This is a genomic window from Natrinema versiforme JCM 10478, assembly GCF_000337195.1.
Lineage (GTDB): Archaea > Halobacteriota > Halobacteria > Halobacteriales > Natrialbaceae > Natrinema > Natrinema versiforme.
In genome coordinates this window covers 19,483-43,627 of sequence record NZ_AOID01000011.1, presented here as the reverse complement: position 1 = coordinate 43,627, position 24,145 = coordinate 19,483, and the positions used below count along the sequence as shown (strand labels likewise).

Sequence of the window (24,145 nt, the reverse complement as noted above, 5' to 3'; positions counted from 1 at the left end):
ACTACCGGTCCACCTCTCCGAGCACGATATCGAGGCTGCCCAGCGACGCGATCAGGTCCGGTACGTACTCCCCTTCGGACATCTCGGGCAGCGCCGAGAGGTTGTGGAAGCACGGACTCCGGATCTTGAACCGGCCCGGCTTGTCGGTGCCGTCCGAGCGGATGTAAATGCCGAGTTCGCCCTTCGCACCTTCGACGGCGCGGTAGATCTCCGTGTCCGCGTCCGGCTTGAGCGTCCGCGGCACGTTGCTCTGGACCGTGCGCTCGTCTTCGGGCCAGTCCTCGAGCAAGTCGAGACACTGCTCGATGATCTTCGCGGATTCCTCGACCTCCTGCATGCGCACGAGGACGCGGCTGTAGTTGTCACAGCCGTCCTCGGTGACGACGTCCCACTCGAGGTTGTCGTAGTAGCCGTAGGGGTCGTCACGACGGAGGTCGTAGTCGATGCCGGAGCCGCGTGCGACGGGCCCGGTACAGCCGTACTGTTTGGCGACCTCGGGCTCTAAGATCCCGGTGTCGTGGGTCCGGATCTGGAAGATCTCGTTGCCGGTCAGCAGGTCGTTGTATTCGTCGACCTTCGCGGGGAGTTCGTCGAGGAAGTCCCGCGTCTTCTCGATGAACTCCTCGCGGGGTTCGGGCAGGTCCCACGCGACGCCGCCGAGTCGGAAGTAATTGAACATGAGCCGCTGGCCGGTCAGATCCTCCAAGATGTCCTGGACGACCTCGCGGTCGCGCATGCCGTATTGGAAGATGGCGGTGAAGTCGCCGTAGACGTCCAGCGCGAACGTCGCCAGCGCGAGCATGTGGGAGGCGATCCGGCAGAGCTCTGCGCCCATTGTCCGGATGACCTGTGCGTACTCGGGGACCTCGATGTCCGCGAGGTCCTCGGCCGTTCGCGCGTAGGCCCACTCGTTCAACAGGCCCGCCGAGACGTAGTCCCAGCGGTCCGGGTACGGCATGATCTGGTGTCGGTAGGTTCCCTGCTGGCACATCTGCTCCTCGCAGCGGTGCAGGTAGCCGATGTCGGGATCGACGTCAACGACCGTCTCGCCGTCCAGTACCGTCTCGATGTGGAGCACGCCGTGGGTCGCCGGATGGTGGGGACCGATGTTCAGGAACATCGTGTCCGACTCGTCGTCGTGGTGGTCCGGCTGGACCGGGTTGGCGTGTTCGGTCAGGGTCACCAGCTGCGGTTTCTCCTGATCGTAGCCCCGCGAGAGCGGGTGGCCCTGCCACGTTTCGGGCAGGAGGATTCGTCGCGGATCAGGGTGGCCCTCGTAGTCGATGCCGACGAGGTCGAAGGCCTCCCGCTCGTGCCAGTCGGCGGTCCGGAAGACCGGTTCGGCGCTCTGGCTGACCGGGTCGTCGGTCGTCGTCGGCACGACGACCGACACCTCTTGGGTCGGATCGTCGTACTTCCGGAGGTGGTAGATCGATTCGTACCGGTCGGCGTACTCCTGTGCCGTGAGGTTCGCGAGGTGATCGAACCCGGCCTCGTCGCGCAGGTCCGTGAGGACCGATTGGACGTCGTCCGGTCGGATGACGAACCCGGGTGCGTTCATGTGATCGTCGCGTGCGAGCGCGCGATCACCGATCAGCGCCTCGAGGTCGTCTTCCGTGACTTCGATCGGCGGCTGGCCGCCGCGTTCGAGTCCCGTGCTCATGGCGAATCAGCCCAGTTATAGCGCATGACCAGATCCTCCTCGTCGATGTCGTCCGCGAGCTTCTGGACGAGTTCGTCCTGTGGCAGGTCGCCGAACTCCTCGAGTTCGTACGGTTTGACGACGACGGGCGTCGACTCGCCGTTGCGGATCCGCTCCTGGAGTTTGGCGATGCCGTAGACCAGCGCTTCCGGCCGCGGCGGGCAGCCGGGAACGTGGATGTCGATGGGAATTATCTCCTCGGCTCCCTTGACGACGTTGTAGCCCTCTTGGAAGGGGCCGCCGGAGATCGTACACGACCCCATGCCGACGACGAACTTGGGTTCGGGCATCTGGTCGTAGACGCGCTTCATGCGGGGGCCGAACTTGGAGACGATCGTCCCGGGGACGATCATCACGTCGGCCTGTCGCGGTGAGGCCCGCGGGACCCCGGCCCCGAAGCGGTCGAGGTCGTGTTTGATCGCGTACGTGTGCATCATCTCGATGCTGCAACACGCGATCCCGAACTGGAGCATGAACATGGAGTTGCCCCGCACCCAGTTCATGAACTTGTCGAACTTCGTGAGGATGAACGGCGTCGAGCCGAACGCCTCTCGAAGCTTGGAGTTGAAGCGGTCGTCGGCACCCTCACCGATTCGCGAGTCCCGGGTGTCCGTCGACGGTGCGGTGCTGTCGTAGATTTGCTGGCGTGGTTGTTCGCTACTCATGATCTATCCGTTTCCAGCTGACGCGATGTCTGTGCCCACTGTACTGCACCCGTACGCCACGCCCACGCGAGTCCGACGAGCAGGATGGCGACGAACAGCAACATTGGCCCGAGTGCGCTAACGAGCGAGATTTCGTCCGCCGCGAGCGCATCCTGATAGGCGACCGCCCACGGAAACAAGAGGACGGTCTCGATATCGAAGACGACGAACAGCAGCGCAACCATGTAATACTGAATATTGAACCGGATGCGCGTCCCGCCGGTCGGAATCTCGCCACTCTCGTAGGTGGCGCGTTTGCTCGTTTCGGGCACGGTGGGTCGCAGGAGATACGATACCGCCATCATCCCGAACGGTATCAGTACTCCGACGAGCGCCAGCGCCCCGATGGCGATCCAATCATTCATCTCGGTAACGTCCGAGGCTTCAAACCGCACGCACATAAGGGTTGATTCTTCATTTTTCGGGGAAGCACGGGCCGAGGCGCGACTTCTGTGGAAACGACTCTCGTGAATAATCACGAGAAATCACCCCCGATCGCGGCGGCCGCGGACGGAGCGGTAACACGGGATTATCGGCGCCCGATATCAGACGAGAGGAGGGCTGCAAGCGACCGATAGGTTTTGCCGAACCAGTTCGACAGGGGAGAGGGTACTGTGACGGAAACCGGTCTGAGTCCGTGTCCGGTCATGTGAAAACAAAGGGGAAGCCCACTGCGATCGCGGCGAATCCGAGACGCCGTTAGCCGTTACCGATCGCGGTCTCGGAACGCCGGCGTGCCGTCGTCGTGGAGTTCTCGAGAGACGTCCCCGACGCCGTCGCGCAGGTCCTCGTGGTACGCGACCAGTCGGTCACGGACTTCCTCGTGCTGGCGGGCGAGAATCTGGGCCGCCGACAGCGCCGCGTTAAACGACTTCCCGGCGTCGACCGCGACCAGCGGCGCGCCCGTCGGCATGCCGATGACGCTGTCGACGGATTTCTCCTGGACCGGCACGCCGATGACCGGCAGCGGGTACGCGATCGACGCGGTCATGTTCGGGAGGTCCGCGGACTTCCCGCCCGCGCCGGCGATGATGACCTCGAGGCCGCGTTCCTCGGCGGTCTCGGCGTAAGCCGTCATTAAGTCGGGGGTGCGATGAGCCGAGGTGACGTAGGTCTCGAACGTGAACTGGGCGTCGGGCGCGCTCTCGTAGTCGGTCTGTTCGGCGAAGCCGAGTTCGTCCACGAAGGCGTCGTACGCGCCGCGGCGTTTCCCGCCGGTCATCATCGTCTCGAGGTCGGAGTCGCTGCCCATGACGATCCCCACGTCGGGCGTCTCCGCGGGCGGCCGATCCTGTGCGGCCTCGTCGTGCAAACGGTCGATCAGGTCGGAAACGCTGTCGCTCATGGGTGACTGTGATCGGGCGGGCGACTTGAAACGGTGGCAAACGGGCCGGACGCGAGCGCCCGTCTCGCTATTCGTCCGTTCGGAACGTCACAGAACGCTCGAGGTCGCGCGCACGTTCGAGCAGGTCCTCGACCGACGCGTCCTCGTCGCCCGCCGAGAGCGTCACGTGGCCCAACTTCCGCAGGGGGCGGGCCTGCCGTTTGCCGTACCAGTGGAGGTTCGCACCGGGGGTCTCGAGGATGCGGTCGATGTCACCGAGTTCGGCCTCGCGTTCCTCGTCGACGTCGCCGAGCAGGTTCGTCATCACGGTCGGCGAGCGGAGTTTCGTCGACCCGAGCGGCCAGCCGAGCACGGCTCGAGCGTGCTGTTCGAACTGGGAACTCGCGGCCCCCTCGATCGTCCAGTGGCCGGAGTTGTGCGGGCGCGGCGCGATCTCGTTGAGCAGGATCTCGCCCTCGCGCGTTTCAAACAACTCGATTCCGTACACGCCGCGTCCCTCCATCACTTCGAGCACGTCGCGTGCGACCGCGTGGGCGCGATCGGTAACGGTCTCGCTCGAGCGCGCGGGAACGATCGTTTCGCGGAGGATCTCGTCCTCGTGGACGTTCTCGCCGATGGGGAACGTCGCGGTCTCGTCATCATCGCGAGGAGTATCCTCGCGATTCGCCGAACTTCGTTCGGCGGCTCCCTTGACGGCGATGACCGAGACCTCGCGCTCGAAGTCGACGAACGACTCGACCATCGCGGGGCCGGCGACCGACTCGAGGGCGTCCGCGGCGTCGGCTTTCGACTCGACGGGGACGTTGCCCCGGCCGTCGTAGCCGCCGGTGCGCGCTTTGAGCATCACCGGCGCGCCGTAGTCGTCGATGGCCGCGCGGACGTCGTCGGCGTCCTCGACCCCGCGGAACGGCGGCACCGGAACCCCGGCGGCCTCGAGTTCCCGCTTCTGGACGATTTTGTCGTGAATCGTCTCGAGCGTCGACGGCTTCGGGTGAACGGGCGTGCCCGTCTCCTCGCTTACGCGCTCCATCACGTCCTGGTCCGCGAGTTCGATTTCGAACGTGAGCACGTCGGCGCGCGCGGCGAGTTCGCGGATCCCCGCCTCGTCGTCGAACTCGGCGACGATCTGGTCGCGGGCCACGAGCGCCGCCGGGCAGTCCGGCGTCGGATCGAGCACGACCACTTCGATGCCCAGCGGCGCGGCCGCCTCCGCGAGCATCCGCCCGAGCTGTCCCCCGCCGACCACGCCGATCGTCGGTCCCGGCGTCCGTAGCGTCGTCATTGCGCGGCGGTTCTCGTCGGCCGCGCTTAAGAATTCGCAAATTGGCCGTCGCTCAAGGCCAGAGCCAATCACGATTCGCACGTTCCGGCCGAGTCGGGCGAGGCTGCTTTTCCCATAAAAATCTTCGTCCCGAGAACCCGCGTCGGAAACCGGCCGCCGGTCTATAGGACGCTGGCAGCCGACGGCTACGATATGCGATCAGACGTTTCGCGACGCCGGCTGCTCGGCGGGGGTGCCCTCGGTGCGCTCGCGTCGCTCGCCGGCTGTCTCGCCACCGGACGGGGGGAAACGGAGACGGCGACGGAGACGTACGACTCGGACGACATCAGTGCGGTCTCGCTCGCGGCCGAGAACGGCGCGGTCACCGTCGATGGGACTGGGAACGGCGCGCTCGAGGTTCGCGGCCACAAAGCGGCCCCGACGGAGGGCTCCCTCGAGTCGCTGTCCCTCGAGACCGATCGCGACGACGACCACCTCGAGGTCGAGACCGATCAGGAAGACGTGTCGTTCCTGTTCGGTCCCGATCCGAAACTGGACCTCGAGGCCACGGTTCCCGGAGACATTCANCGACGACCACCTCGAGGTCGAGACCGATCAGGAAGACGTGTCGTTCCTGTTCGGTCCCGATCCGAAACTGGACCTCGAGGCCACGGTTCCCGGAGACATTCGGGTGGACCATGTGGCGACGGAAAACGGCGATATCGATGTCCACGACGCGACCGGCCCGTTGGAAGCCGACACGGCGAACGGCGAGATCGACGCGCGAGGCGTTGACGGGGACGTGGTCGCCGAGAGTACCAACGGCGCAGTCTCCGTCGCCGGAGCGAGCGGTGACGTGCGCGCGGAGACGACCAACGGCAGTATCGATATCACGGCTGCCGCCGGCGGCGATCTGACCGCCGAGAGCACGAACGGCACGGTGACCGTCCGCGCACCGCCGACGCTCGACGCCGAACTCACGCTCTCGACGACGAACGGTGAGGTGTCCCTCAAGGGGTTCGGTGACGCGGACGCCACGAGCGAGGACTCGATCGAGGTCACCCTCGGCGACGGCTCCCGACGCATCCGGGCCGAAACGACCAACGGCACCGTCACGGTTCGCAGCGAAACCGGGGAGTGAGCGCGCTACTCGGCCAGCGAGTCGGACCGCACTCGAGAGGGCGCTCGGCCGATCCGCCGACAGCGGCTCGGCGTGTGGCCACCGGAGAACGGTACCTCTTTTACCTGTCCTCCCTACCGCTCGCGTATGACCACGCTCGGACTGGTGGTCGCGGAATTCAACCGTCCGATCACCGAGCAGATGGAGCAGGAAGCGCTCGAGGCGGCCACCGCCGCGGGCGCGGCGGTGTCCGAGACGGTCCGCGTTCCGGGGGCGTACGACGCGCCGCTGGCGGCGGACCGGCTCGCACGCTGTGACGATGTCGACGCCGTGGCCGTCATCGGAACCGTCATCACCGGTGACACGGACCACGATCAGGTGATCACCGACGCCACCGCCCAGCGGCTCTCCGACGTGAGTCTCGAGCGCGACACGCCCGTGACACTCGGCGTCACCGGCCCCGGCATGTCGGCCGCCGAAGCGCGCGAGCGCGTCGAAAACGCGGCGAAGGCCGTCGACGGTGCGCTCGATCTCGTCGACGAACTACCCGACCCCAGTCTCGCTGCCGATTCCGACTAGATCCAGATCCACAATGACGATGGAATTCACCGACCGCGTCAGCCGAGTCGAACCGTCCGCAACGCTCGCCATTTCCGCGCTCGCCACCGAACTCGAGGCCGAGGGCGCAGACGTCGTCGACCTGAGCGTCGGCGAACCCGACTTCCCCACGCCCGAGAACATCGTCGAGGCGGGCCAGGACGCGATGGACGCCGGCCACACCGGCTACACCACCTCCGCGGGCATCCTCGAACTCCGCGAGGCCATCGCCGATAAACTCGCCGACGACGGCCTCGATCACAGCACGGACGAGATCATCGTCACGCCCGGCGCGAAGCAGGCGCTGTACGAGATCGTCCAGGCGCTCGTCGAGGACGGCGACGAGGTCGCCCTCCTCGACCCCGCGTGGGTCTCCTACGAGGCGATGGTCAAGATGGCCGGCGGCGACCTGACCCGCGTCGACCTCTCCGAGACCGACTTCCAGCTCGAGCCCGCCCTCGACGACCTCGCCGACGCGGTGTCGGACGAGACCGAACTACTGATCGTCAACTCGCCGTCGAACCCCACCGGCGCGGTCTACTCCGACGACGCGCTCGAGGGCGTCCGCGATCTGGCCGTCGAACACGACATCACCGTCATCTCCGACGAGATCTACAAGGAAATTACCTACGGCGTCGAGCCCACGAGCCTCGGCACGCTCGAGGGGATGGCCGACCGCACCGTCACCGTCAACGGGTTCTCGAAGGCCTACTCGATGACCGGCTGGCGGCTGGGTTACTTCGCCGGCCCTGAGGACCTGATCGATCAGGCCGGCAAGCTTCACAGCCACTCCGTCTCCTCGGCCGTCAACTTCGTCCAGCACGCCGGCCTCGAGGCCCTCGAGACCGAAACCGCCGTCACCGAAATGGTCGACGCCTTCGAAGAGCGCCGCGATCTGGTCGTCGACCTGCTCGCCGACCACGGCGTCGACGTCGCCGTCCCCGAGGGCGCGTTCTATATGATGCTCCCCGTTGATGACGACGATCAGGCGTGGTGTGAGGGCGCGATCGAGGACGCCCACGTCGCGACCGTCCCCGGCAGCGCGTTCGGCACGCCCGGCTACGCCCGCATCTCGTATGCGGCGAGTGAGGAACGACTCGAGGAAGGGATCGAACGGCTGGCCGAAGAAGGCTACCTGTAGTCGGTTTCTCGCAGGGAGTCTCCCGCAAGCGGTCTCGTTCGTCTTCTTTCCGGTACTGAGCGCAGCATCTCGTCGCCCTTGTGAGCGGCCTCGAGTTTATACCCGATAACGAGACCAGTCACCGCATGGACTGCCCGACGTGTGGCAAATCGCTCTCGACGGAGCAGGGCATGCGACAACACCATACCAAAGTCCACGGTGATCCGCTGCCGAACCGCACCTGCAGCGGGTGTGGCACCGAGTTCTACGACCCGAAGGCCCGCCTCGAGTTCTGCGACGAGTGCAACCCAAACGGCGGGACACACAACGGGAACTGGAAGGGCGGGAAGGAGACTGCATCGTGTACGTGCTGTGGCGCTCGGTTCGAATACTATCCGTCGGACAAACAGGGCGTTTACTGTTCGGACTGCATCGACGATGCGCAGGGATTGCTACCCGATAATCCGTCAACGAAAGGAGAACGGGTCGTCGTCGGCTGCGAAGCCTGCGGTGCCGATCTCGAGGTGCGCCCGGCGAGACTCGACGAACAGGAACGGGGGTTCTTCTGTACGCTCGACTGCTACGGCGACTGGCTGTCAGAGCACGTCGTCGGGCCGGCCCACCACCAGTGGGACGGCGGCCCGATCGACTACGGCCGCACGTGGTGGCGGATTCGGCGGCAAGCCCTCGAGCGAGACGAGTACGAGTGTCAACACTGCGGGGCGGAGAAAGCAACTCTCGGTCGGAATCCGGACGTACATCACGTCCGTCCCGTTCGGTCGTTCGACGACCCCGAGGCGGCCCATACGATGGCAAACGTCGTTACGCTCTGTCGGCCCTGTCATCGACGCGCCGAGGACGGACAGATAGCCGTTTCTCCTCGAGACGAAAAGTAACACTATTGTGCCGCCGTCCGCTATCTCGAAGCACGAAGTCCCGTGATGGTGAGCAGTTCCGCTGGAACTGCAACCGGCATGTGGCTTCGAGCGAAGTGAGAAGTCCCGTGGTGTAGTGGCCAATCATATGGGCCTTTGGACGTGTCCGGTTCATGCCGTCACGGAAGTGAGCCCATGACGGCGGTTCGAATCCGCCCGGGACTATTTTTACGGTAGCGCACCTCTGTGGCCTGGATTTTGCCGCTACGGCGAGAACAGAGCACGGGTGACGTCGACAACCCGTAAGGCGAAACCGTCCAGAACTCCCGTACCGAGTTCTCATCCGCGGATCGGACGAAACGTCGCGACCCTACAGCCTCGAGACTCGGTCCCATCGCCAGTATCGACCACGGCTCCCAGTCGCCGGGAATGCGGGGCAGTCTTAGGAGCGCGCTCGAGCAAGCAGTCGTATGGCGCTCTCGTCCGACCGGCAGTCACGATTGCAGCGGCCGCCGTCGACGGTCACCGATCGCGAGGGGCGAACGGTGACGGTCAGTGCGTACGCGGGCGATTCCGAGCCGCTCGTGGAGATGTACGCCCACTTCGACGACGAATCGCGGTCCCAGGGACTGCCACCGCGCGGGGAGTCCCGGCAACGCGAGTGGCTCGAGGGCCTCCTCGAGGACGGACTGAACGTCGTCGTCCGGCATCAAGGTGACGTGGTCGGACACGCGGTGTTGATTCCCTACGACGACACTGCAGAGTTGGCGATTTTCGTCCGCCCGGACTATCAGTTGGCGGGTATCGGGACGGAACTCATTCGATGCTTGCTCGGTCACGGACAGGAACACGGGCTGGAGCACGTCTGGCTGACCGTCGCTCGAACCAATCGGATCGCGATGAACCTCTACCGATCGGCCGGATTCGAAACGACGGCGCACAAACGCGGCGAACACGAGATGGAACGGGACCTGTAACTCCCGACCGGTCGCGAGGCGCACCCATTCGGGTGACTCGACACGCCTCGAGACCACGCTTGCTGGATTCTGACTCGTGTGCCGTTCTCGCGGATATCTCCGACCTTCGTCGACCCACCAACTAGCAGTGGGTTTCGTCTCGGTTGCGCGGCGGTAGTCCGAACTCTCGAGTTCGCTCCTGAAGCGTGGAGAGAATCTCATCGCGACGATCGGACCGAGAACCGACTGTACCGGATTGGGTGACCGAACACGGTGGTCAATCACTCCGGACTACCGCCTCGAGCGCGTCGGACTGGCAGACGTCGCCATCGAGTACGCGCCGGGCGGCGTCTCCCGGACGGCAAACGAGCAGGTCGATTTCGGACGCCGTCGGGTCGACTTGGCTCGAGGTGTGCTGCTTGCCGTTCCAGCCATCACGTGCGGGGACGAGTGATTTCATTACGCCATCCTTTCGCTGTTCGGCGGTTTACTATACGGACGTAAAACCGTTGTAGCTGCTGCAATCGTCCGCGATGACGATCGAACGCCGGTCTGAGACGTGACTCGAGGTTCCCCGGTCCGCCGCCGAGATAGGCGGAGCGAAGTGTGCAGCAAACGGCCCTGGTATCAGGAATTTGATACAATCGCTGAGTTCACGGATACGGCTCGGCCCCCGGCTCAGGCGTCCGGCGCTCGAGGAACTCGAGGACGGGTTCAGTCGCGGCCAGTCGAATCCCGAGCCGCGTGAGTCGGTCCCGGACCGCGGCGGGGACGAGCGTCCCGTACAGCGAGCCCAGCAGCGGCACCGGGCCGACGCGGTAGTGCGTGTCGGGATTCCGGGCGGTCGCGGCCTCGCGGATCGTCGCGGCGACTCGGTCGGGGTCGTTGATCAGCGGGCCGCCGCCGTCGACGGCACGGAGTCGTCGGAGAACGCGGTAGAGGTCGGTGTAGTCCGACGGCCTGACGACGGTCGAACGCGCCGCCGAGGCACCCGCCGCGTCGGTGTCCGAACCGCCGCCGAGGGCTCGAGACGGGGACTGTGCGCTCGCGGCCGCGTCGTCGACCGCCGCGACGGCGCGGTCGTAGAACGGCGTTCGAACGATTCCGGGTTGCACGACGACGACCTCGACGCCGGAGCCGACCAGTTCCTGTCGGAGCGCGTCGCTGAGGCTCGCGATCGCCCACTTCGATGCGGTATACCCGCCGATCCCGGCAAGCGCGAGGCGGTCCGCGGCGCTGGTGACAGTGACTATCCGTCCACGCCCGCGCTCGCGCATGCCGGGCAACACCGCCCGCATCAGTCGGTGCGGGCCGAAGCAGTGGACGGCGAACTGTCGCTCGAGCAGGTCCGTCGACACGTCTTCAACCGGGCCGAACTGCCCGTAGCCGGCGTTGTTGACGAGGCAATCGACGCCGCCGGCCTCCTCGCGGATGCGATCGACGACGCGGTCGATATCGTCGGGTTCGGTCAGGTCCAGCGCCGCGATATCGGCCCCGCGGTCGGCCAATTTCTCGAGGCCGACCCGGTCGCGGTCTCGAGCGGTCGCGTAGACGCGCCAGTCGTCGGCCAGCAACTGGCGGGCGGTTTCGTAGCCGATTCCGGAGGAGCAGCCGGTAACGAGTGCGGTCGAAGGCATGGTGGTGTATACGACGGCACCGAAAAAGGCGGTGTCCGTCAGTCGGGTTCGAAGACAGTCACGGCAACCGGAGGGGTCGGAACGCGGTCGAATCGCGAGCGGCGGTCACTCGTCGAACGGACCGGCGTCGTCGGGCGGTCCGCGTTCGTCGTCCGATGGTCCAGCATCATCCGGTGGGCCGGCGTCGTCCGGCGGACCGCGCTCGTCGTCGGCCGAGTCGTCTTCGTCGTCGGCCAGTCCGGCTTGCTCAAGCGCCCACTCGAGGGCGCTGAGGTCGCTGGAATCGTCTGTCTCGTCCGCCACTTCTTCCTCTTCCTCATCTGCTTCGGCCGTCTCGTCCGCCGCTTCTTCCTCATCCTCATCCGCTTCGGCCGCCTCGTCGGCGGCCGGCGGGTCCGATTCGGTGACCGAGTCCTCGACTGCGGATTCAGCCGCAGCGTCCGCAGTTGTGGCGTCGTCGTCCGCCGAGTCGGCGGGCGGATCGTCCTCGGCCGCGGACTCCGGCTGCGACGGCGCGTCGTCGGCCGAGTCGCTTCGTTCGATATCGGTCTCGGTGACGCTCTCGGTCGCGTTGGCCGTCGCGTTCGCGTCGGTTGTTGCGTTCGATTCGTTCGTCAGCGCGTCGTTGCTCTCGAGTGCAGTGTCAGTCGGGTTCGTTTCGCCGGCCGTCAGGTCCGGGCCGAAGACCGATGCGAGCAGCCCGAACGCGAGCAAGACGGCCGCGATCGTGACGAGTAGCGTGACCGCCGATGGGAGGTCATCGCGAAAGCGGGACATTCGACGGATCGTTCGTAGGCGGCCATCCTGCTTTGTTAATCTCAGCCCACAGTCCGACCGCCGGTTCGCCGATCGGGGGTCAGGTGTCACCGACTCAAGAACCTGGGCTCGAGGAAAACTGCGGTCGCGACGGGGGAAATCCGCCGCGCGTGGCCGAACAATGATATAGCCGGCCCACCGAGTGGGTGACAACGGACCTCGCCGACAATGACGAGTCATTACGATCACGCGCAGGTACAGGAGTTTTGGCAGTACGTCTGGGAGCGCGACGACGTCTACGCGCTCGATGCCGACGCCGCCGATCCGACCTACGTCCTCGGCATGTTTCCCTACACGTCGGGCACGCTCCACATGGGGCACGTCCGCAACTACGCGATCACCGACGCCTACTCGCGCTATCGTCGCATGCAGGGCGACGACGTCCTCCACCCGATGGGGTGGGACGCGTTCGGGTTACCGGCCGAAAACGCGGCCTTCGAGCGCAAGACAGACCCGGAATCGTGGACCCAGGCCTGTATCCGGCGCATGCGCGAGGAACTCGAGACCATGGGCTTCGGGTACGACTGGTCTCGAGAGATTACCACCAGTGAACCCGACTACTACCGGTGGAACCAGTGGCTGTTCAAGCGGCTCTACGAGGCCGGCCTCGTCGAGTACGAGGCGGCGGCGGTCAACTGGTGTCCGGACTGCGAGACGGTGCTCGCCGACGCGCAGGTCGTCGAGCGCGAGGACGAACACAGTGAGCCCTCGGATCAGGGGAGCGGCGAAGCCGCGAGCAGCGATGGGACCCGCGTTTGCTGGCGGTGTGACACCCCCGTCGGGCGGCGCGAGCTCGACCAGTGGTTCTTCACGATCACCGACTACGCCGAGGAACTCCACGACGGACTGGACGACCTCGAGGGGTGGCCCGACGGCGTCCGGGAGATCCAGCGCAACTGGATCGGCCGGCAGGAAGGGGCCCGGATCACGTTCGAAATGGAAGCCTACAGCGGCGACCGCGGTGATATCGGAGACGGCGACGGACCCGAAACCGTCGACGTGTTCACCACCCGGCCGGAGACGGTCTACGGCGCGACCTACCTCGCGGTCTCCCCCGGTCACGACCTCGCCCGCGCGCTCGCCGAGTCGGACGACGATGTCGCCGACTACGTCGACACCGTCCGCGAGCGAGACCCCGAGTCGGTCGGCTTCTCCGGCGTCGAAACCGACGCGACCGCGATCCACCCGCTGACCGGCGCGGAACTCCCCGTCTACGTCGCCGGCTACGTCCTCGAGGATGTCGGCACCGGGGCCGTGATGGGCGTTCCCGGGCACAACGAGCGGGGTCACTCCTTCGCGCGCGAACACGACCTGCCGATCGAGCGCGTGATCGACCCTGAGGGATCGGACGAACAGGATGTCGAAACCGAGGCCTACACCGGCGACGGCGTCCTCGAGGGAAGCGGCGAGTACGACGGCCTCGCGAGCGAGGCGGCCGGCGACCGGATCGTCGCGGACCACGACGCGCTCGAAGACGACGTGACTTACCGGCTCCGGGACTGGCTCATCTCCCGGCAGCGCTACTGGGGGACGCCGATCCCGATGGTCCACTGCGACGACTGCGGCCGCGTCCCCGTGCCCGACGAGGAGCTGCCCGTCGAACTCCCGGAGTTCGTCCGGACTACGGGCAATCCGCTCGACGCCGCCGAGGAGTGGAACGAGACGACCTGTCCCGACTGTGGCGGCCCCGCCCGCCGCGAGACGGACACGATGGACACCTTCGTCGACTCCTCGTGGTACTACCTGCGCTTCCTCTCGCCCGATCTGGCCGACGCCCCCTTCGACACCGACCTCGCGGACGACTGGCTCCCGATCGACGTCTACGTCGGCGGCGACGAACATGCCATCCTGCACCTGCTCTACACCCGCTTTTTCACGAAGGCGCTTGCCGACCTCGGCCTGCTCGAGCGGCGGGAGCCGATCCGGGAACTGCTGAGCCAGGGGACGGTGCTCTACGACGGCGAGAAGATGTCCAGTTCGAAGGGCAACGTCGTCGCACCCGAGGAGTACGGCGCGGAGACGACTCGGCTGTTCGTGCTCTCGGCGGCCCACCCCGAACAGGACTTCGAGTGGACCGCCAACAACGTCCGCGGGGCCTACGACCTCCAGCAGACCCTCTACCGGATGGCGACCGACTTCGTCGAGGAGGGCGACGCCCGCGTCGAGCGCCGCGATCACGACGACTACGTCGCTCGGGAGATCGACCGGACGATCGCCGCGGTCACCGAGGAGTACGAGCGGTTCCGGTTCCACCGAGCCGCCACCGAAATTCAGGAACTCGCGCGCCTGCTCCGGCGCTACCGCGAGTACGACGGCCCACACGGCGACGTCTACCGGCGTGGGCTGTTGACGCTGGCCGCGCTGATCGCCCCGATGGCACCGCACCTCGGCGAGGAACTCTGGAACAAGCTCCGCGGCGAGGGCCTCGCCGTCGAAGCCGACTGGCCCGAGCCCGAACGTGAGGTCTCGGCGGTCCAACTCGAGCGCCGGCTCGTCGACCGCACGCTCGAGGACGTCCGGGACATCGTCGACGTCGCCGCGATCGACGAAGCCGAGCGGATCGAACTGGTCGTCGCCCCCGATTGGAAGTACCGGACCGCGGAGTTGCTCAGTCAGACTGCAGCGACCGGCGATGGCACGGTCAGCGACGTCGATTCGGTCGTCGAGCAGGTCCTCGCGGACGACTCCCTCGAGGGGGCGGTCGACCGCGAGCGGGTCGGGGCATTCGTCGCGGACCTCCTCGAGCGCGACGGCGGAACGGAACGCGATCAGTTGCTCGCGGCCGACCGCGAGCGGGCGATCCTCGAGCGCGCGTCGTGGCTCGTCACCGACGAGTTCGGTGCGGGGGTCACTGTCAGCCGGGCGTCGGCCGACGACGAGCAGGCGGCCAAGGCCCGGCCCGGCAAACCCGCGATCCACATCAGCTAACGACTGAGTCGGTGTTCGGATGATCGGGATCCGTCGTCCCCGTTCTCGAGTGCGTGCGGTCACTGTTGTCCGTCACTACTCGCTGTATCCCGCCGATAACTCCCGTTCCGGTGTCGGAATTGACCCTCGCTATCCGCGTCGGTTCATTGGCGTCCCACGTTCACGTCCCCCGTTCAGTCACCCGGTGTGTCGCGATCGGACCGTGAGGTCGGGAAGGACAGTTTTATTCAACGGGGTTCAGAAGGAGAGAGACGATGGGTGAGGGTGGCGGTAGCGTCGGCGCATCGTCTCGGCGGGCACCGAGCCAAGCGGTTATCGAAGCGGTCGCCGAGGCGGAAGACGTGTCGCCGACGGATGTCTCGCCGCCGACGTACGAACCGCTCCACGCGGTCGTCGATCCGACGGCACTCGACGCGCTCTTCGCGGATCGACCGAACGGCATGCGGAGGTCCCGCGGAAACGTCTCCTTTCGGTTCTGTGGCTACGACGTGACCGTCTCTCACGACGGACGCGTCCTGCTCGAGGACCCGACCGAACCGACCGAGTGAGCCCGTTCTCTGCGGAGTGACCGAGTGACGGTACTCCTACTGAACTCGAGTGAGTGACGACGACCGCGAGCGATGCAGGGAGAAAGACTCTTTTCGGCCAAGGAACGAATGGGTTCATCGTGGAGCGCCACTACGACGTCCTGGGGCTATCGCCGGACGCCGACGAGCGGGCGGTTCGGCGAGCCTACCGGACGCTTCTGAAGACCCATCATCCGGATCAGGGCGGCTCTCGAGAGCAATTTCTGCAGATCAAGGACGCCTACGAGGCGATCCTCGGCGAGCGGGTACCCAACGAACGCGAAACGGACGGCGGTGCCATTACGCGGGGCGGCGACGGCTCCCAACCCCGACAGCAACCGACTTACGACCCGGACGGGCGCGAGGGACGCGACCGCGACCGGACCCACGAACTGACCGTCAGCAGCGAGTACCTCACGCTCGCGCTCGCAGGCCTGGTCCACGACGTCGACCTCGCGTCGCTGGTCGACGGTCCCGTCACGGCGGCGACGACGCGGACGGTCGCGTTCTTCCGCGTCCACAACACGAGTTCCCAGTCGCTCCCGTGGCGGGGGAAGACGAACACGAGCTTCATCGGGGACGACGGCTTCCTCTACGAGGGCTCGAGCATCGTCGCCCCCCACGCCACCGACCTGCCGGAGCGGTGGGTCGGAACCGATATCACCCTCGAGCCGGGGCGAGCGCTGGACGCGGTCGTCATCGCACAGGAGATGCCCGACGACGTGGCCGTCGAGCAGGTCATGTACGCCCAACACGTTCCCGACGAGGAGGGCGACGACATTGCCGACACCGAGCGCTACCTCTTCGAGCTGAAACCCCTCGTTCGCGAGCGGCTCAATCGGCTTCCCTTCGAACGGGACTGAGCCACGAGGCCGGCGACGGCGTCCCCGCGGTCGATACCGGAACAGCAAGCGTGATACGGCGGTGCTCCGAAGGACCGCTAATGGCAACCGCTGACGCGAGACGGCGGCTCCGCGAGCGGCCGATGGGCGTAACGATTCTCCTGACGATCATCGGGTACGCGCTGGTCATCGGGACCTTCCTCCTCGATATCCCGATCTATCCCGACCTGACGAACGCACAGGTCGATCTGCTGTCGCACGTGATCGCGGTCATCAACACGACCGCAACGGTGGTGTTGACACTCGGCTGGTACTGGATCCGCGCCGGCGAGGTCGAGAAACACCGGCTCGCGATGATCAGCGGGTTCGTGTTGATCCTCGGCTTTCTGGTCGTCTACCTGCTCAAGGTCGGCGGCGGCGGGACGAAGGAGTTCGTCGGGCCCCAGGGGGTCTACTACGCCTACCTCGTGATGCTGGCGATCCACATCATCCTCTCGATCGTCTCGGTTCCGGTCGTCCTCTACGCGCTGGTCCTCGGCCTGAGCCACACGCCCGCCGAACTCCGGCAGACGCCACACGCCCGCGTCGGCCGAATCGCCGCCGGCGCGTGGATCCTGAGCCTCTTCCTCGGGGTCGTCACGTACGCCCTGCTCAACCACGTCTTCACCTACGAGTTCGCGTCGCTCGTCGCGCCGGTCGTCTTCTAAGCCGAACGCGTCCGGTTCGATCCGCGTCGGCCCCGCGCTCGAGTCGGCCCCGCCGATCGGACCGATAAGTTATCCCGTCGGCCGCCCGTAGCCTCCGGCAACGAATGCAATTCGCCGAAGAAATCGTCGTGGACGAGTTCCTCCCGACCATCCGGTCGCTGCTCGCCGGCGATCTGCGGGACCGGGGGCTCACGCAGAGCGAGGTCGCCGACGTGCTCGGGATCAGCCAGAGCGCCGTTTCGAAGTACGCCCACGGCGACGTGACCGTCAACGATCGCATCGCCGAGGACGACCGGATTCGTGACCTCGTCGACGAACTCGGAAGCGGGCTGGCGACCGGCGACATTTCGCCCGTCCAGGCGCTGATCGAGATCGAGGTCCTGATCCGCGAACTCGAGTCCGGCGGGGACCTGCTTGCCCAACTCCACGAGGAGGCCGTGCCGGAACTCGCCGATCACGGCTCGAGTTTCCGGGTGCACGACCCCGAGAGCGACCTCCGGACCAGCGAGCGCGTGCTCTCCTCGCTCCGGCGCGGACTGGGCATGCTTGAGACCGCGAGCGGATTCACAGGTCTGATTCCCGCAGTCGGCTCGAATCTGGTGGCCTGTACGCCGGACGCAGAGACCGTCGACGATGTCGCGGGCGTCCCCGGCCGGATCTTCGACGTGAAAGGGCAGGCGACGGTCCCCGCGGACCCCGAGTTCGGCGTCTCCGAACACGTCGCACGGGTGCTGCTGGCCGCGCGCCGCCACGGCGCGGACGTCTCGGCGGCGATCAACATCACGTACGACTCCGAACTGATCGACGAACTGACCGAGCAGGGCCACGTCGCCGCCGAGTTCGACGAGTCCGGCGACGTCGCCTCGAGCGTCGGCGCGGCGATCGAGGACGAGCCCGAAGCGACGGTGCTCTACCAGACCGGCGGCATGGGAATCGAGCCGCTGATCTACGTCCTCGACACCGACGCGGAGTCGATCGCGGAGACGATCCGCTCGCTCATCTGACCGCCCGGACCCCGAACTGCTCTTCATGACGACCGAATCAGCACAGGAGTTCTACGGTCGCTGGGCGCGTCTCTACGACCTCATCGCGCGCCGAACGCCGGGAATCGCCGGACTTCGACAACGCGCAGCCGCCGCCTGCCGCCTCGAGCCCGGCGACACCGTCGTCGAGATGGGCTGTGGCACCGGCGCGAACCTGCCGTTCCTCCGCGAGCGGGTCGGCCCCGCGGGGACCGTCATCGGGATCGATTTCACGCGGCCCGTCCTCGAGCGGGCCCGCGAGGCCACCGCGGCGTACGACAACGTCCACGTTCTGCAGGGGGACGCGACGCAGCCGCCGGTCGGGAGCGGCGGGGGCGGCGAGGGCAGCGAGAGCGGGACGCTACAGGGGGTTGTGGAGGGTGACGCGATCGACGCCGTCCTCGGGACGTTCGTCGTCGGCATGCTCGCGGACCCGGCCGGCGCGGTCGACGACTGGTGCGATCTCGTCGGCCCCGACGGTACCGTCGTCCTCGCCAACGCAGCCCGGAGCCGGGAGTGGTACGCGCCGCCGGTCAACGCCGTCTTCCGGGCGATCGTCGTCCTCTCGACGCCGCCGACGACGCGGCTCCGATACGAGAACGATCCGCACCTCCAACTCGACGAAAAGATCGATACCGCACACGCCCAGCTCCGTGAGCGATCGGTCGCCATCGCGGACGAAACGCACGTCTTCGGCGTCGTTCGGCTCACTGCCGGGCGACTCGAGTGAGGCGACCGACTGTCAACTGCCGGGCGATCAGGCCGCCGCCTCGAGTTCCTCGCGGTTCCGGATGCGCTGGGCCATCGGGTCCGGGATCGAACTCGGTCGCCTCGTCTCGGGATCGATGTGGACCATCGTCGTCTCGGCGGTCGCCGCGATGTCGCCGTCGACGCGGATCTCGTATGCCATGGTACAACTCGAGTCCCCGAGCCGCGAGACGGAGACCGCGACCGTGGGGTCGTCGCCCATCGTGATCGGCCGCTCGTAGGAGATTTCGAGGTTTGCGAGGACGAAAGAGATGTCCTCGGCAGCTACGTCGACGACCTCCTCGAGATACGCGGTTCGGGCGACCTCGAGGTAGCTCGCGTAGACGGCGTGGTTGACGTGGTTCAGCGGATCGAGATCGCGATAGCGGACGGAAACGTCGACGGTAAACTCAGCACTCATTGTAGGTTGTCGGAGGCGATCGGGACAAAAATACGCACCGGTCGCATGATCAGGGTGCGTAGCGCCGCGCGTGGTCGCTGCAGAAGGCGGGTTCTCGGAGTTGGGCGTCGATCAGCTCCTCGTGGTAGTGCGCGTTGTATAGCCGGCAGCCCTCCCGATCGCAGAACGCCTCGCCCGTCTCGAGGAAGTGATAGCCCTGCAGGACGTACCCCTTCAGCGCGTCGGTGGTTCGCGGATCGTCCTCGATCAGGAACTCGCCCTCGACCTGGTTCTCGAGGACTTCCCGCGGCGGCGTCTCCCCCGACAAGAGGGCGTGGCGCTGTTTCTCCTCGTAATAGGCCTCGGGCTTTGCGGGTGCCTCGTAGAGGCCGGGAACCGAGACGAGCGCCGGCTGTCCGAGGACGTTCACGCGCTTGTGCCAACGGCCGTCGTGGTCGCCCCACGTTCCGATCGCCCGATCGAGAACGGGGACATGCAGCGTCTCGAGGCCCCGTTGATCGGCCGGAAGCGCGTCGTTGAGCGCGCGCTGGACCGCCGTGCCGTCGTAGAGCACGCCGCCCTCGCGCTCGGGGTTCTCGAGGGCGCGTTCCTCGTAGCGGATCGTCCCGAGCATCGTGTTGCCCGTCTCGCGGTCGGACGACGAGGGGACCCGCGCCTCGGCGAACCGCTCGGCGAGGTCGTCCGTGCGGTGGACATCGAGGAAGCGGTCCCGGACGGTCACGTCGGCGTCGATCCGCGCTCGCAGCCAGTCGGCGATCTCCTTGACCGAGGCGACCGTCGACGGCGCGCGGTAGCAGATGAGTCGATCGACCATACAGCGGGGTCCGCGGTCAGTCGTCGGCCGGGGCCGCACGCGAGGTCAGTTCGACGGGGTCGGCGTCGACCTCGAGTTCGTCGAGTGCGACCTGTGCGGCGCGTTTGCCCGAGACGAGCATGGCTCCGAAGGTCGGCCCCATCCGCGGGAGGCCGTAGGTCGTCGCGGTCGCCATCCCGGTCGCGATGAGGCCGTCGTGGACGAGGCCGGTGTGCTCGACGACGGCGTCCTCGCTCTCGCCAACCCACATCGAGTCGTGGCCGGGCGAGTCGTGGCCGGGCGCGCCGTAGGTGTCGTCGCCGGTGCTGTCCATGCCGGTCGCGTTTTCCTCGGCATCGGCGATACCGGGCGCGTCGAGGACGCCGCGCTCGTCGAGTTTCTTGACCGCCATCGCGTCGTGGCCGGTCGCGTCGATGACCAGATCGGCCTCGACCGCGATCGGATCGACGCAGGTGATCTCGCGGGGCAGCGCGTGGACCGGCGTCCAGTTCATGACGATGCCGCCGACGCGGTGGTCCTCGCGAATGACGATGTCGGTGAACTCGGTCATGTTCTGCATCTTTGCCCCCGCGTCGCAGGCGGCCTTGATCAGCCCGGAACAGGCTTCAGGACCGTTCGCGACGTAGAGCCCCTCGCTGTCCTGGGACTGCTTGTAGTCGACCTCGAGTTCGTCGAGGACTTTCTGGGCCGGGTCCCGGACCGTGACCTTGTTCATCAGGAATCCGCCGAGCCAGAAGCCCCCGCCGAGGTAGTTGTTCTTCTCGACGACCATCACCTTGACACCGCGCTCTGCGAGTTCCTTCGCCGCCGTGAGCCCCGAGGGGCCGCCGCCGACGATGATGACGTCCGAGTCCGAGAAGTCCATGAACTCCTCGGTCCACTCCTGTCCGATCGCGCGGGTGACATCGGCTTCGCCCACCTGACTGAACTGCTCGAATTGGCTCATACAACCTAGTGATACTACCGAGTAGTATTAAGTCTGTCGTCGCTGCGATCGCCCGTCGACACCCGCCGTGAGCGGCTCTCGAGACAGGAGCGTCGTCGCGAGACCTGCAGTCGTCGTGGTTGTTCGCCAGCAGCTATCGGCTCGCGGCCAGTGCGAGCAGCCGAGTCGTGACCGGGCAGCGATCAGCCAGCGGTCGTACACGGTCCACGCGCACGCGACGCGGCACGCACGTAACGCGACCGCACGCACACCCGCGCTGTCGGCCGGTTTCGGCGAAAACGTTATCAGATGCTCACTCGTACCGAGCCACAATGACCGACACTCGCCCGCGGGGACGGCGACCCGCTCGAGGATCGCGAGGTGATCCCCGGTGGAGCTGATCATCACGGAGAAGGACAACGCCGCCCGGCGGATCGCCGACATTCTGAGCGGCGGGACCTACGACTCGAGTCGCGAGAACGGCGTCAACGTCTACGAGTGGGGCGGCAAGCGCTGCGTGGGGCTGTCGGGCCACGTCGTCGGCGTCGACTTCCCCTCGGAGTACTCCGACTGGCGGGACGTCGAGCCGGTCGAACTGATCGACGCGAGCGTCGAGAAGACGGCGACGAAAGAGAACATCGTCGCGACGCTGCGATTGCTGTCCCGTCGTGCCAACCGTGTGACGATCGCGACTGACTACGACCGCGAGGGCGAACTGATCGGCAAGGAGGCCTACGACATCGTCCGGAACGTCGACGAGGACGTGCCGATTCGCCGGGTGCGGTTCTCCTCGATCACGGAAAACGAGGTCCAGAGCGCGTTCGACGAGCCCGACGAACTCGACTTCGATCTCGCGGCGGCCGGGGAGGCCCGACAGATCATCGACCTCGTCTGGGGGGCCGCGCTCACCCGCTATCTCTCCCTCTCCGCGGGCCAACTGGGCAACGACTTCATCTCCGTCGGCCGGGTCCAGTCGCCGACGCTGAAGCTGATCGTCGACCGCGAGCGCGAGATTCAGGCCTTCGATCCCGAGGACTACTGGGAACTCTTCGCGGACCTCGAAAAGGACGAGATGTCCTTCGGCACGCAGTACTTCTACCGCGACGAGGACGACAACGAGGCCGAACGCATCTGGGAGGAGGCCACGGCAGACGAGGTTTACGAGACCCTCGCCGACCGCGACGCGGCAACCGTCGTCGATGTCAACCGGCGGACCCGTACCGACACGCCACCGGAGCCGTTCAACACCACCCAGTTCATCCGCGCGGCGGGGGCCATCGGCTACTCGGCCAAGCGGGCGATGTCGATCGCCGAGGACCTCTACACCGCCGGCTACATCACCTACCCGCGGACCGACAACACCGTCTACCCCGACGATCTCGACCCCGAGGACCTCTTGGACGAGTTCGTCGGCCATCCCTCGCTCGGCGAGAGCGCCGAGTCGCTGCTCGAGGCCGATGACATCGTCCCCACCGAGGGCGACGAGGAGACGACCGACCACCCGCCCATTCATCCCACGGGCGAGATTCCGACCCGCGGCGACGTGAGCGACGACGAGTGGGAGGTCTTCGAACTCGTCGTGCGTCGCTTCTACGCGACGGTCGCCGACGCCGCGGAGTGGGAACACCTCAAGGTCGTCGCGGAAGTCGAGGATCACCGGCTCAAATCGAACGGCAAGCGGCTGGTCGAACCCGGCTACCACGACGTCTATCCCTACTTCTCCACGACGGAGAACTTCGTCCCCGACGTCGACGAGGGCGAGGAACTTGGGCTCTCCGGCGTCGAACTCGAGGACAAACAGACCCAGCCGCCGCGTCGATACGGCCAGTCGCGGCTCATCGAGACCATGGAGGAGATGGGGATCGGCACGAAGTCCACCCGGCACAACACCCTCGAGAAGCTCTACGATCGGGGCTACATCGAGAGCGATCCGCCGCGGCCGACGAAGCTCGCGATGGCCGTCGTGGACGCGGCCGAGAACTATGCCGACCGGATCGTCAGCGAAGAGATGACGGCCCAGCTCGAGGCCGACATGGACGCCATCGCGAACGGCGAGGCCACCCTGGACGACGTGACTGACGAGTCCCGCGAGATGCTCGAGGAAATCTTCGAGAACCTCGCCGAATCCAGAGACGAGATCGGCGACCACCTCCGCAAGTCGCTCAAAGACGACAAGCGGCTCGGCCCGTGTCCCGAGTGCGGCGAGGACCTGCTGGTCCGCCGGAGCCGCCACGGCTCCTATTTCATCGGCTGTGACGGCTATCCCGACTGCGAGAACACGCTCCCGCTGCCCTCGACCGGCAAACCGCTCATCCTCGAGGACGAGTGCGAGAAACACGGCTTAAACGAGGTCAAGATGCTCGCGGGCCGCCAGACCTTCGTCCACGGCTGCCCGCTCTGTAAGGCCGAAGACGCCGGCGAGGGGCCGGTGCTGGGCGACTGTCCCGACTGCGGTTCGGAACACGGCGGCGAACTCGCCGTCAAAACCCTCGAGAGCGGCTCGCGGCTCGTCGGCTGTACGCGCTACCCCGACTGCGAGTACTCGCTGCCGCTGCCCCGCCGGGGTGACATCGAAGTTACCGACGAACACTGCGAGGAGCACGAGCTACCCGAACTCGTCGTCCACAGCGGCGACGAACCGTGGGAACTGGGCTGTCCGATCTGTAACTATCAGGAGTTCCAGGCCCGCGAGAGCGACTCGGGCTCGGACCTCGAGGCGATCGACGGCGTTGGCGCGAAGACCGTCGAGAAGCTCGCCGACGCGGGGATCGAGGACCTCGAGGACCTGACCGACGCCGATCCCGACGCGGTCGCGGACGACGTTGAGGGCGTCAGCGCCGATCGACTCCGAAGCTGGCAGGCGAAGGCGTAGATCGGCGGTCGGCTCCGTCGGTTCACGCGGATCGCGACGTTGAATCTCGTTTTGCCGGAGGTAGAATTAACTGGGTGCGTCTATATGTTCAACTATCAACGCGATTGCGTGTACCGAAATCACGCACGCCGTGAGACAGGGACCACTATGTCAGAACCAAATAATATA

Annotated in this window: 24 protein-coding genes and 1 tRNA gene; 13 read left to right on the top strand and 12 right to left on the bottom strand. The window is 66.3% G+C overall.

The window, feature by feature from the left end:
* Window position 1 precedes the first annotated feature (1 nt).
* The 6 genes from C489_RS02885 to C489_RS22045 form a co-directional block, all read right to left on the bottom strand.
* Complete coding sequence (locus C489_RS02885) at window positions 2–1,663, bottom strand: NADH-quinone oxidoreductase subunit D (RefSeq protein ID WP_006429626.1); 1,662 nt, start codon at window positions 1,661–1,663, stop codon at window positions 2–4.
* Window positions 1,660–2,367, bottom strand: a complete 708-nt coding sequence (locus C489_RS02880) for an NADH-quinone oxidoreductase subunit B (RefSeq protein WP_006429625.1) — start codon at window positions 2,365–2,367, stop codon at window positions 1,660–1,662. Before C489_RS02880 ends, C489_RS02885 begins: the two co-directional genes overlap by 4 nt.
* Window positions 2,364–2,771 (bottom strand): NADH-quinone oxidoreductase subunit A, encoded by a 408-nt coding sequence (locus tag C489_RS02875; protein WP_006429624.1) that lies wholly within the window; start codon window positions 2,769–2,771, stop codon window positions 2,364–2,366. The genes C489_RS02880 and C489_RS02875 overlap by 4 nt, the downstream gene beginning before the upstream one ends.
* A 341-nt stretch (window positions 2,772–3,112) precedes the next feature.
* Window positions 3,113–3,751 carry a 5-(carboxyamino)imidazole ribonucleotide mutase gene (gene purE, locus C489_RS02870; protein ID WP_006429623.1) on the bottom strand — a complete coding sequence of 213 codons (639 nt, stop codon included), beginning with the start codon at window positions 3,749–3,751 and terminating at the stop codon, window positions 3,113–3,115.
* 67 nt (window positions 3,752–3,818) lie between these two features.
* Complete coding sequence (locus C489_RS02865; protein ID WP_006429622.1) at window positions 3,819–5,033, bottom strand: 5-(carboxyamino)imidazole ribonucleotide synthase; 1,215 nt, start codon at window positions 5,031–5,033, stop codon at window positions 3,819–3,821.
* A gap of 198 nt (window positions 5,034–5,231) precedes the next feature.
* Complete coding sequence (locus C489_RS22045; protein WP_006429621.1) at window positions 5,232–5,507, bottom strand: hypothetical protein; 276 nt, start codon at window positions 5,505–5,507, stop codon at window positions 5,232–5,234.
* A 130-nt stretch (window positions 5,508–5,637) separates the two neighbouring features.
* Between C489_RS22045 and C489_RS02855 the strand changes: the two genes are divergently transcribed.
* The 6 genes from C489_RS02855 (at window position 5,638) to C489_RS02830 (ending at window position 9,701) form a co-directional block, all read left to right on the top strand.
* Window positions 5,638–6,153, top strand: coding sequence for a DUF4097 family beta strand repeat-containing protein (locus C489_RS02855; protein ID WP_006429620.1), 516 nt, complete (start codon window positions 5,638–5,640; stop codon window positions 6,151–6,153).
* 126 nt (window positions 6,154–6,279) lie between these two features.
* Window positions 6,280–6,711, top strand: a complete 432-nt coding sequence (gene ribH, locus C489_RS02850; RefSeq protein WP_006429619.1) for a 6,7-dimethyl-8-ribityllumazine synthase — start codon at window positions 6,280–6,282, stop codon at window positions 6,709–6,711.
* A 13-nt stretch (window positions 6,712–6,724) separates the two neighbouring features.
* Window positions 6,725–7,870, top strand: coding sequence for a pyridoxal phosphate-dependent aminotransferase (locus C489_RS02845; protein WP_006429618.1), 1,146 nt, complete (start codon window positions 6,725–6,727; stop codon window positions 7,868–7,870).
* 125 nt (window positions 7,871–7,995) lie between these two features.
* Window positions 7,996–8,745 (top strand): HNH endonuclease, encoded by a 750-nt coding sequence (locus C489_RS02840; protein ID WP_006429617.1) that lies wholly within the window; start codon window positions 7,996–7,998, stop codon window positions 8,743–8,745.
* A gap of 101 nt (window positions 8,746–8,846) precedes the next feature.
* A tRNA-Gln gene (locus C489_RS02835) sits at window positions 8,847–8,949 on the top strand.
* Between the two features lie 245 nt (window positions 8,950–9,194).
* Window positions 9,195–9,701: a GNAT family N-acetyltransferase gene (locus C489_RS02830; RefSeq protein ID WP_006429616.1), complete on the top strand. Its 507-nt coding sequence runs from the start codon at window positions 9,195–9,197 to the stop codon at window positions 9,699–9,701.
* A 256-nt stretch (window positions 9,702–9,957) separates the two neighbouring features.
* Here C489_RS02830 and C489_RS22040 read toward each other — a convergent pair whose 3' ends face one another.
* The 3 genes from C489_RS22040 to C489_RS02815 form a co-directional block, all read right to left on the bottom strand.
* Window positions 9,958–10,140: a hypothetical protein gene (locus C489_RS22040; protein ID WP_006429615.1), complete on the bottom strand. Its 183-nt coding sequence runs from the start codon at window positions 10,138–10,140 to the stop codon at window positions 9,958–9,960.
* 193 nt (window positions 10,141–10,333) lie between these two features.
* On the bottom strand, window positions 10,334–11,317 hold the full coding sequence (locus C489_RS02820; protein ID WP_006429614.1) for an SDR family oxidoreductase: 984 nt from the start codon (window positions 11,315–11,317) through the stop codon (window positions 10,334–10,336).
* A 105-nt stretch (window positions 11,318–11,422) separates the two neighbouring features.
* Window positions 11,423–12,094, bottom strand: coding sequence for a hypothetical protein (locus C489_RS02815; RefSeq protein WP_006429613.1), 672 nt, complete (start codon window positions 12,092–12,094; stop codon window positions 11,423–11,425).
* Between the two features lie 207 nt (window positions 12,095–12,301).
* On the opposite strand from C489_RS02815, the gene leuS reads away from it, so the two are divergent.
* From leuS to C489_RS02785, 6 genes are all read left to right on the top strand, one after another.
* Window positions 12,302–15,061 carry a leucine--tRNA ligase gene (leuS, locus tag C489_RS02810; RefSeq protein WP_006429612.1) on the top strand — a complete coding sequence of 920 codons (2,760 nt, stop codon included), beginning with the start codon at window positions 12,302–12,304 and terminating at the stop codon, window positions 15,059–15,061.
* A gap of 254 nt (window positions 15,062–15,315) precedes the next feature.
* A complete protein-coding gene (locus C489_RS02805) occupies window positions 15,316–15,609 on the top strand; it encodes a HalOD1 output domain-containing protein (protein ID WP_006429611.1) in 294 nt (97 codons plus the stop codon).
* 119 nt (window positions 15,610–15,728) lie between these two features.
* The gene (locus C489_RS02800) at window positions 15,729–16,490 is read left to right on the top strand and encodes a J domain-containing protein (RefSeq protein ID WP_006429610.1); all 762 of its coding nucleotides are present in this window, start codon (window positions 15,729–15,731) and stop codon (window positions 16,488–16,490) included.
* Between the two features lie 80 nt (window positions 16,491–16,570).
* Window positions 16,571–17,176, top strand: a complete 606-nt coding sequence (locus C489_RS02795) for a DUF420 domain-containing protein (protein ID WP_006429609.1) — start codon at window positions 16,571–16,573, stop codon at window positions 17,174–17,176.
* 104 nt (window positions 17,177–17,280) lie between these two features.
* Entirely contained in the window at window positions 17,281–18,180 is a 900-nt protein-coding gene (locus tag C489_RS02790) for a thiamine-phosphate synthase family protein (protein ID WP_006429608.1), read from the top strand.
* A gap of 25 nt (window positions 18,181–18,205) precedes the next feature.
* Window positions 18,206–18,928: a class I SAM-dependent methyltransferase gene (locus tag C489_RS02785; RefSeq protein ID WP_006429607.1), complete on the top strand. Its 723-nt coding sequence runs from the start codon at window positions 18,206–18,208 to the stop codon at window positions 18,926–18,928.
* 27 nt (window positions 18,929–18,955) lie between these two features.
* Here C489_RS02785 and C489_RS02780 read toward each other — a convergent pair whose 3' ends face one another.
* The 3 genes from C489_RS02780 to C489_RS02770 are packed head-to-tail and all read right to left on the bottom strand — an operon-like array spanning window position 18,956 to window position 21,126.
* Window positions 18,956–19,366, bottom strand: a complete 411-nt coding sequence (locus C489_RS02780) for an acyl-CoA thioesterase (protein WP_006429606.1) — start codon at window positions 19,364–19,366, stop codon at window positions 18,956–18,958.
* Between the two features lie 49 nt (window positions 19,367–19,415).
* A complete protein-coding gene (locus C489_RS02775; RefSeq protein ID WP_049890526.1) occupies window positions 19,416–20,180 on the bottom strand; it encodes a DUF7001 family protein in 765 nt (254 codons plus the stop codon).
* Window positions 20,181–20,196: 16 nt separating this feature from the next.
* The gene (locus C489_RS02770; RefSeq protein ID WP_006429604.1) at window positions 20,197–21,126 is read right to left on the bottom strand and encodes a sulfide-dependent adenosine diphosphate thiazole synthase; all 930 of its coding nucleotides are present in this window, start codon (window positions 21,124–21,126) and stop codon (window positions 20,197–20,199) included.
* A 370-nt stretch (window positions 21,127–21,496) separates the two neighbouring features.
* Between C489_RS02770 and C489_RS02765 the strand changes: the two genes are divergently transcribed.
* Entirely contained in the window at window positions 21,497–23,977 is a 2,481-nt protein-coding gene (locus C489_RS02765; protein WP_006429603.1) for a DNA topoisomerase I, read from the top strand.
* Window positions 23,978–24,145 lie beyond the last annotated feature (168 nt).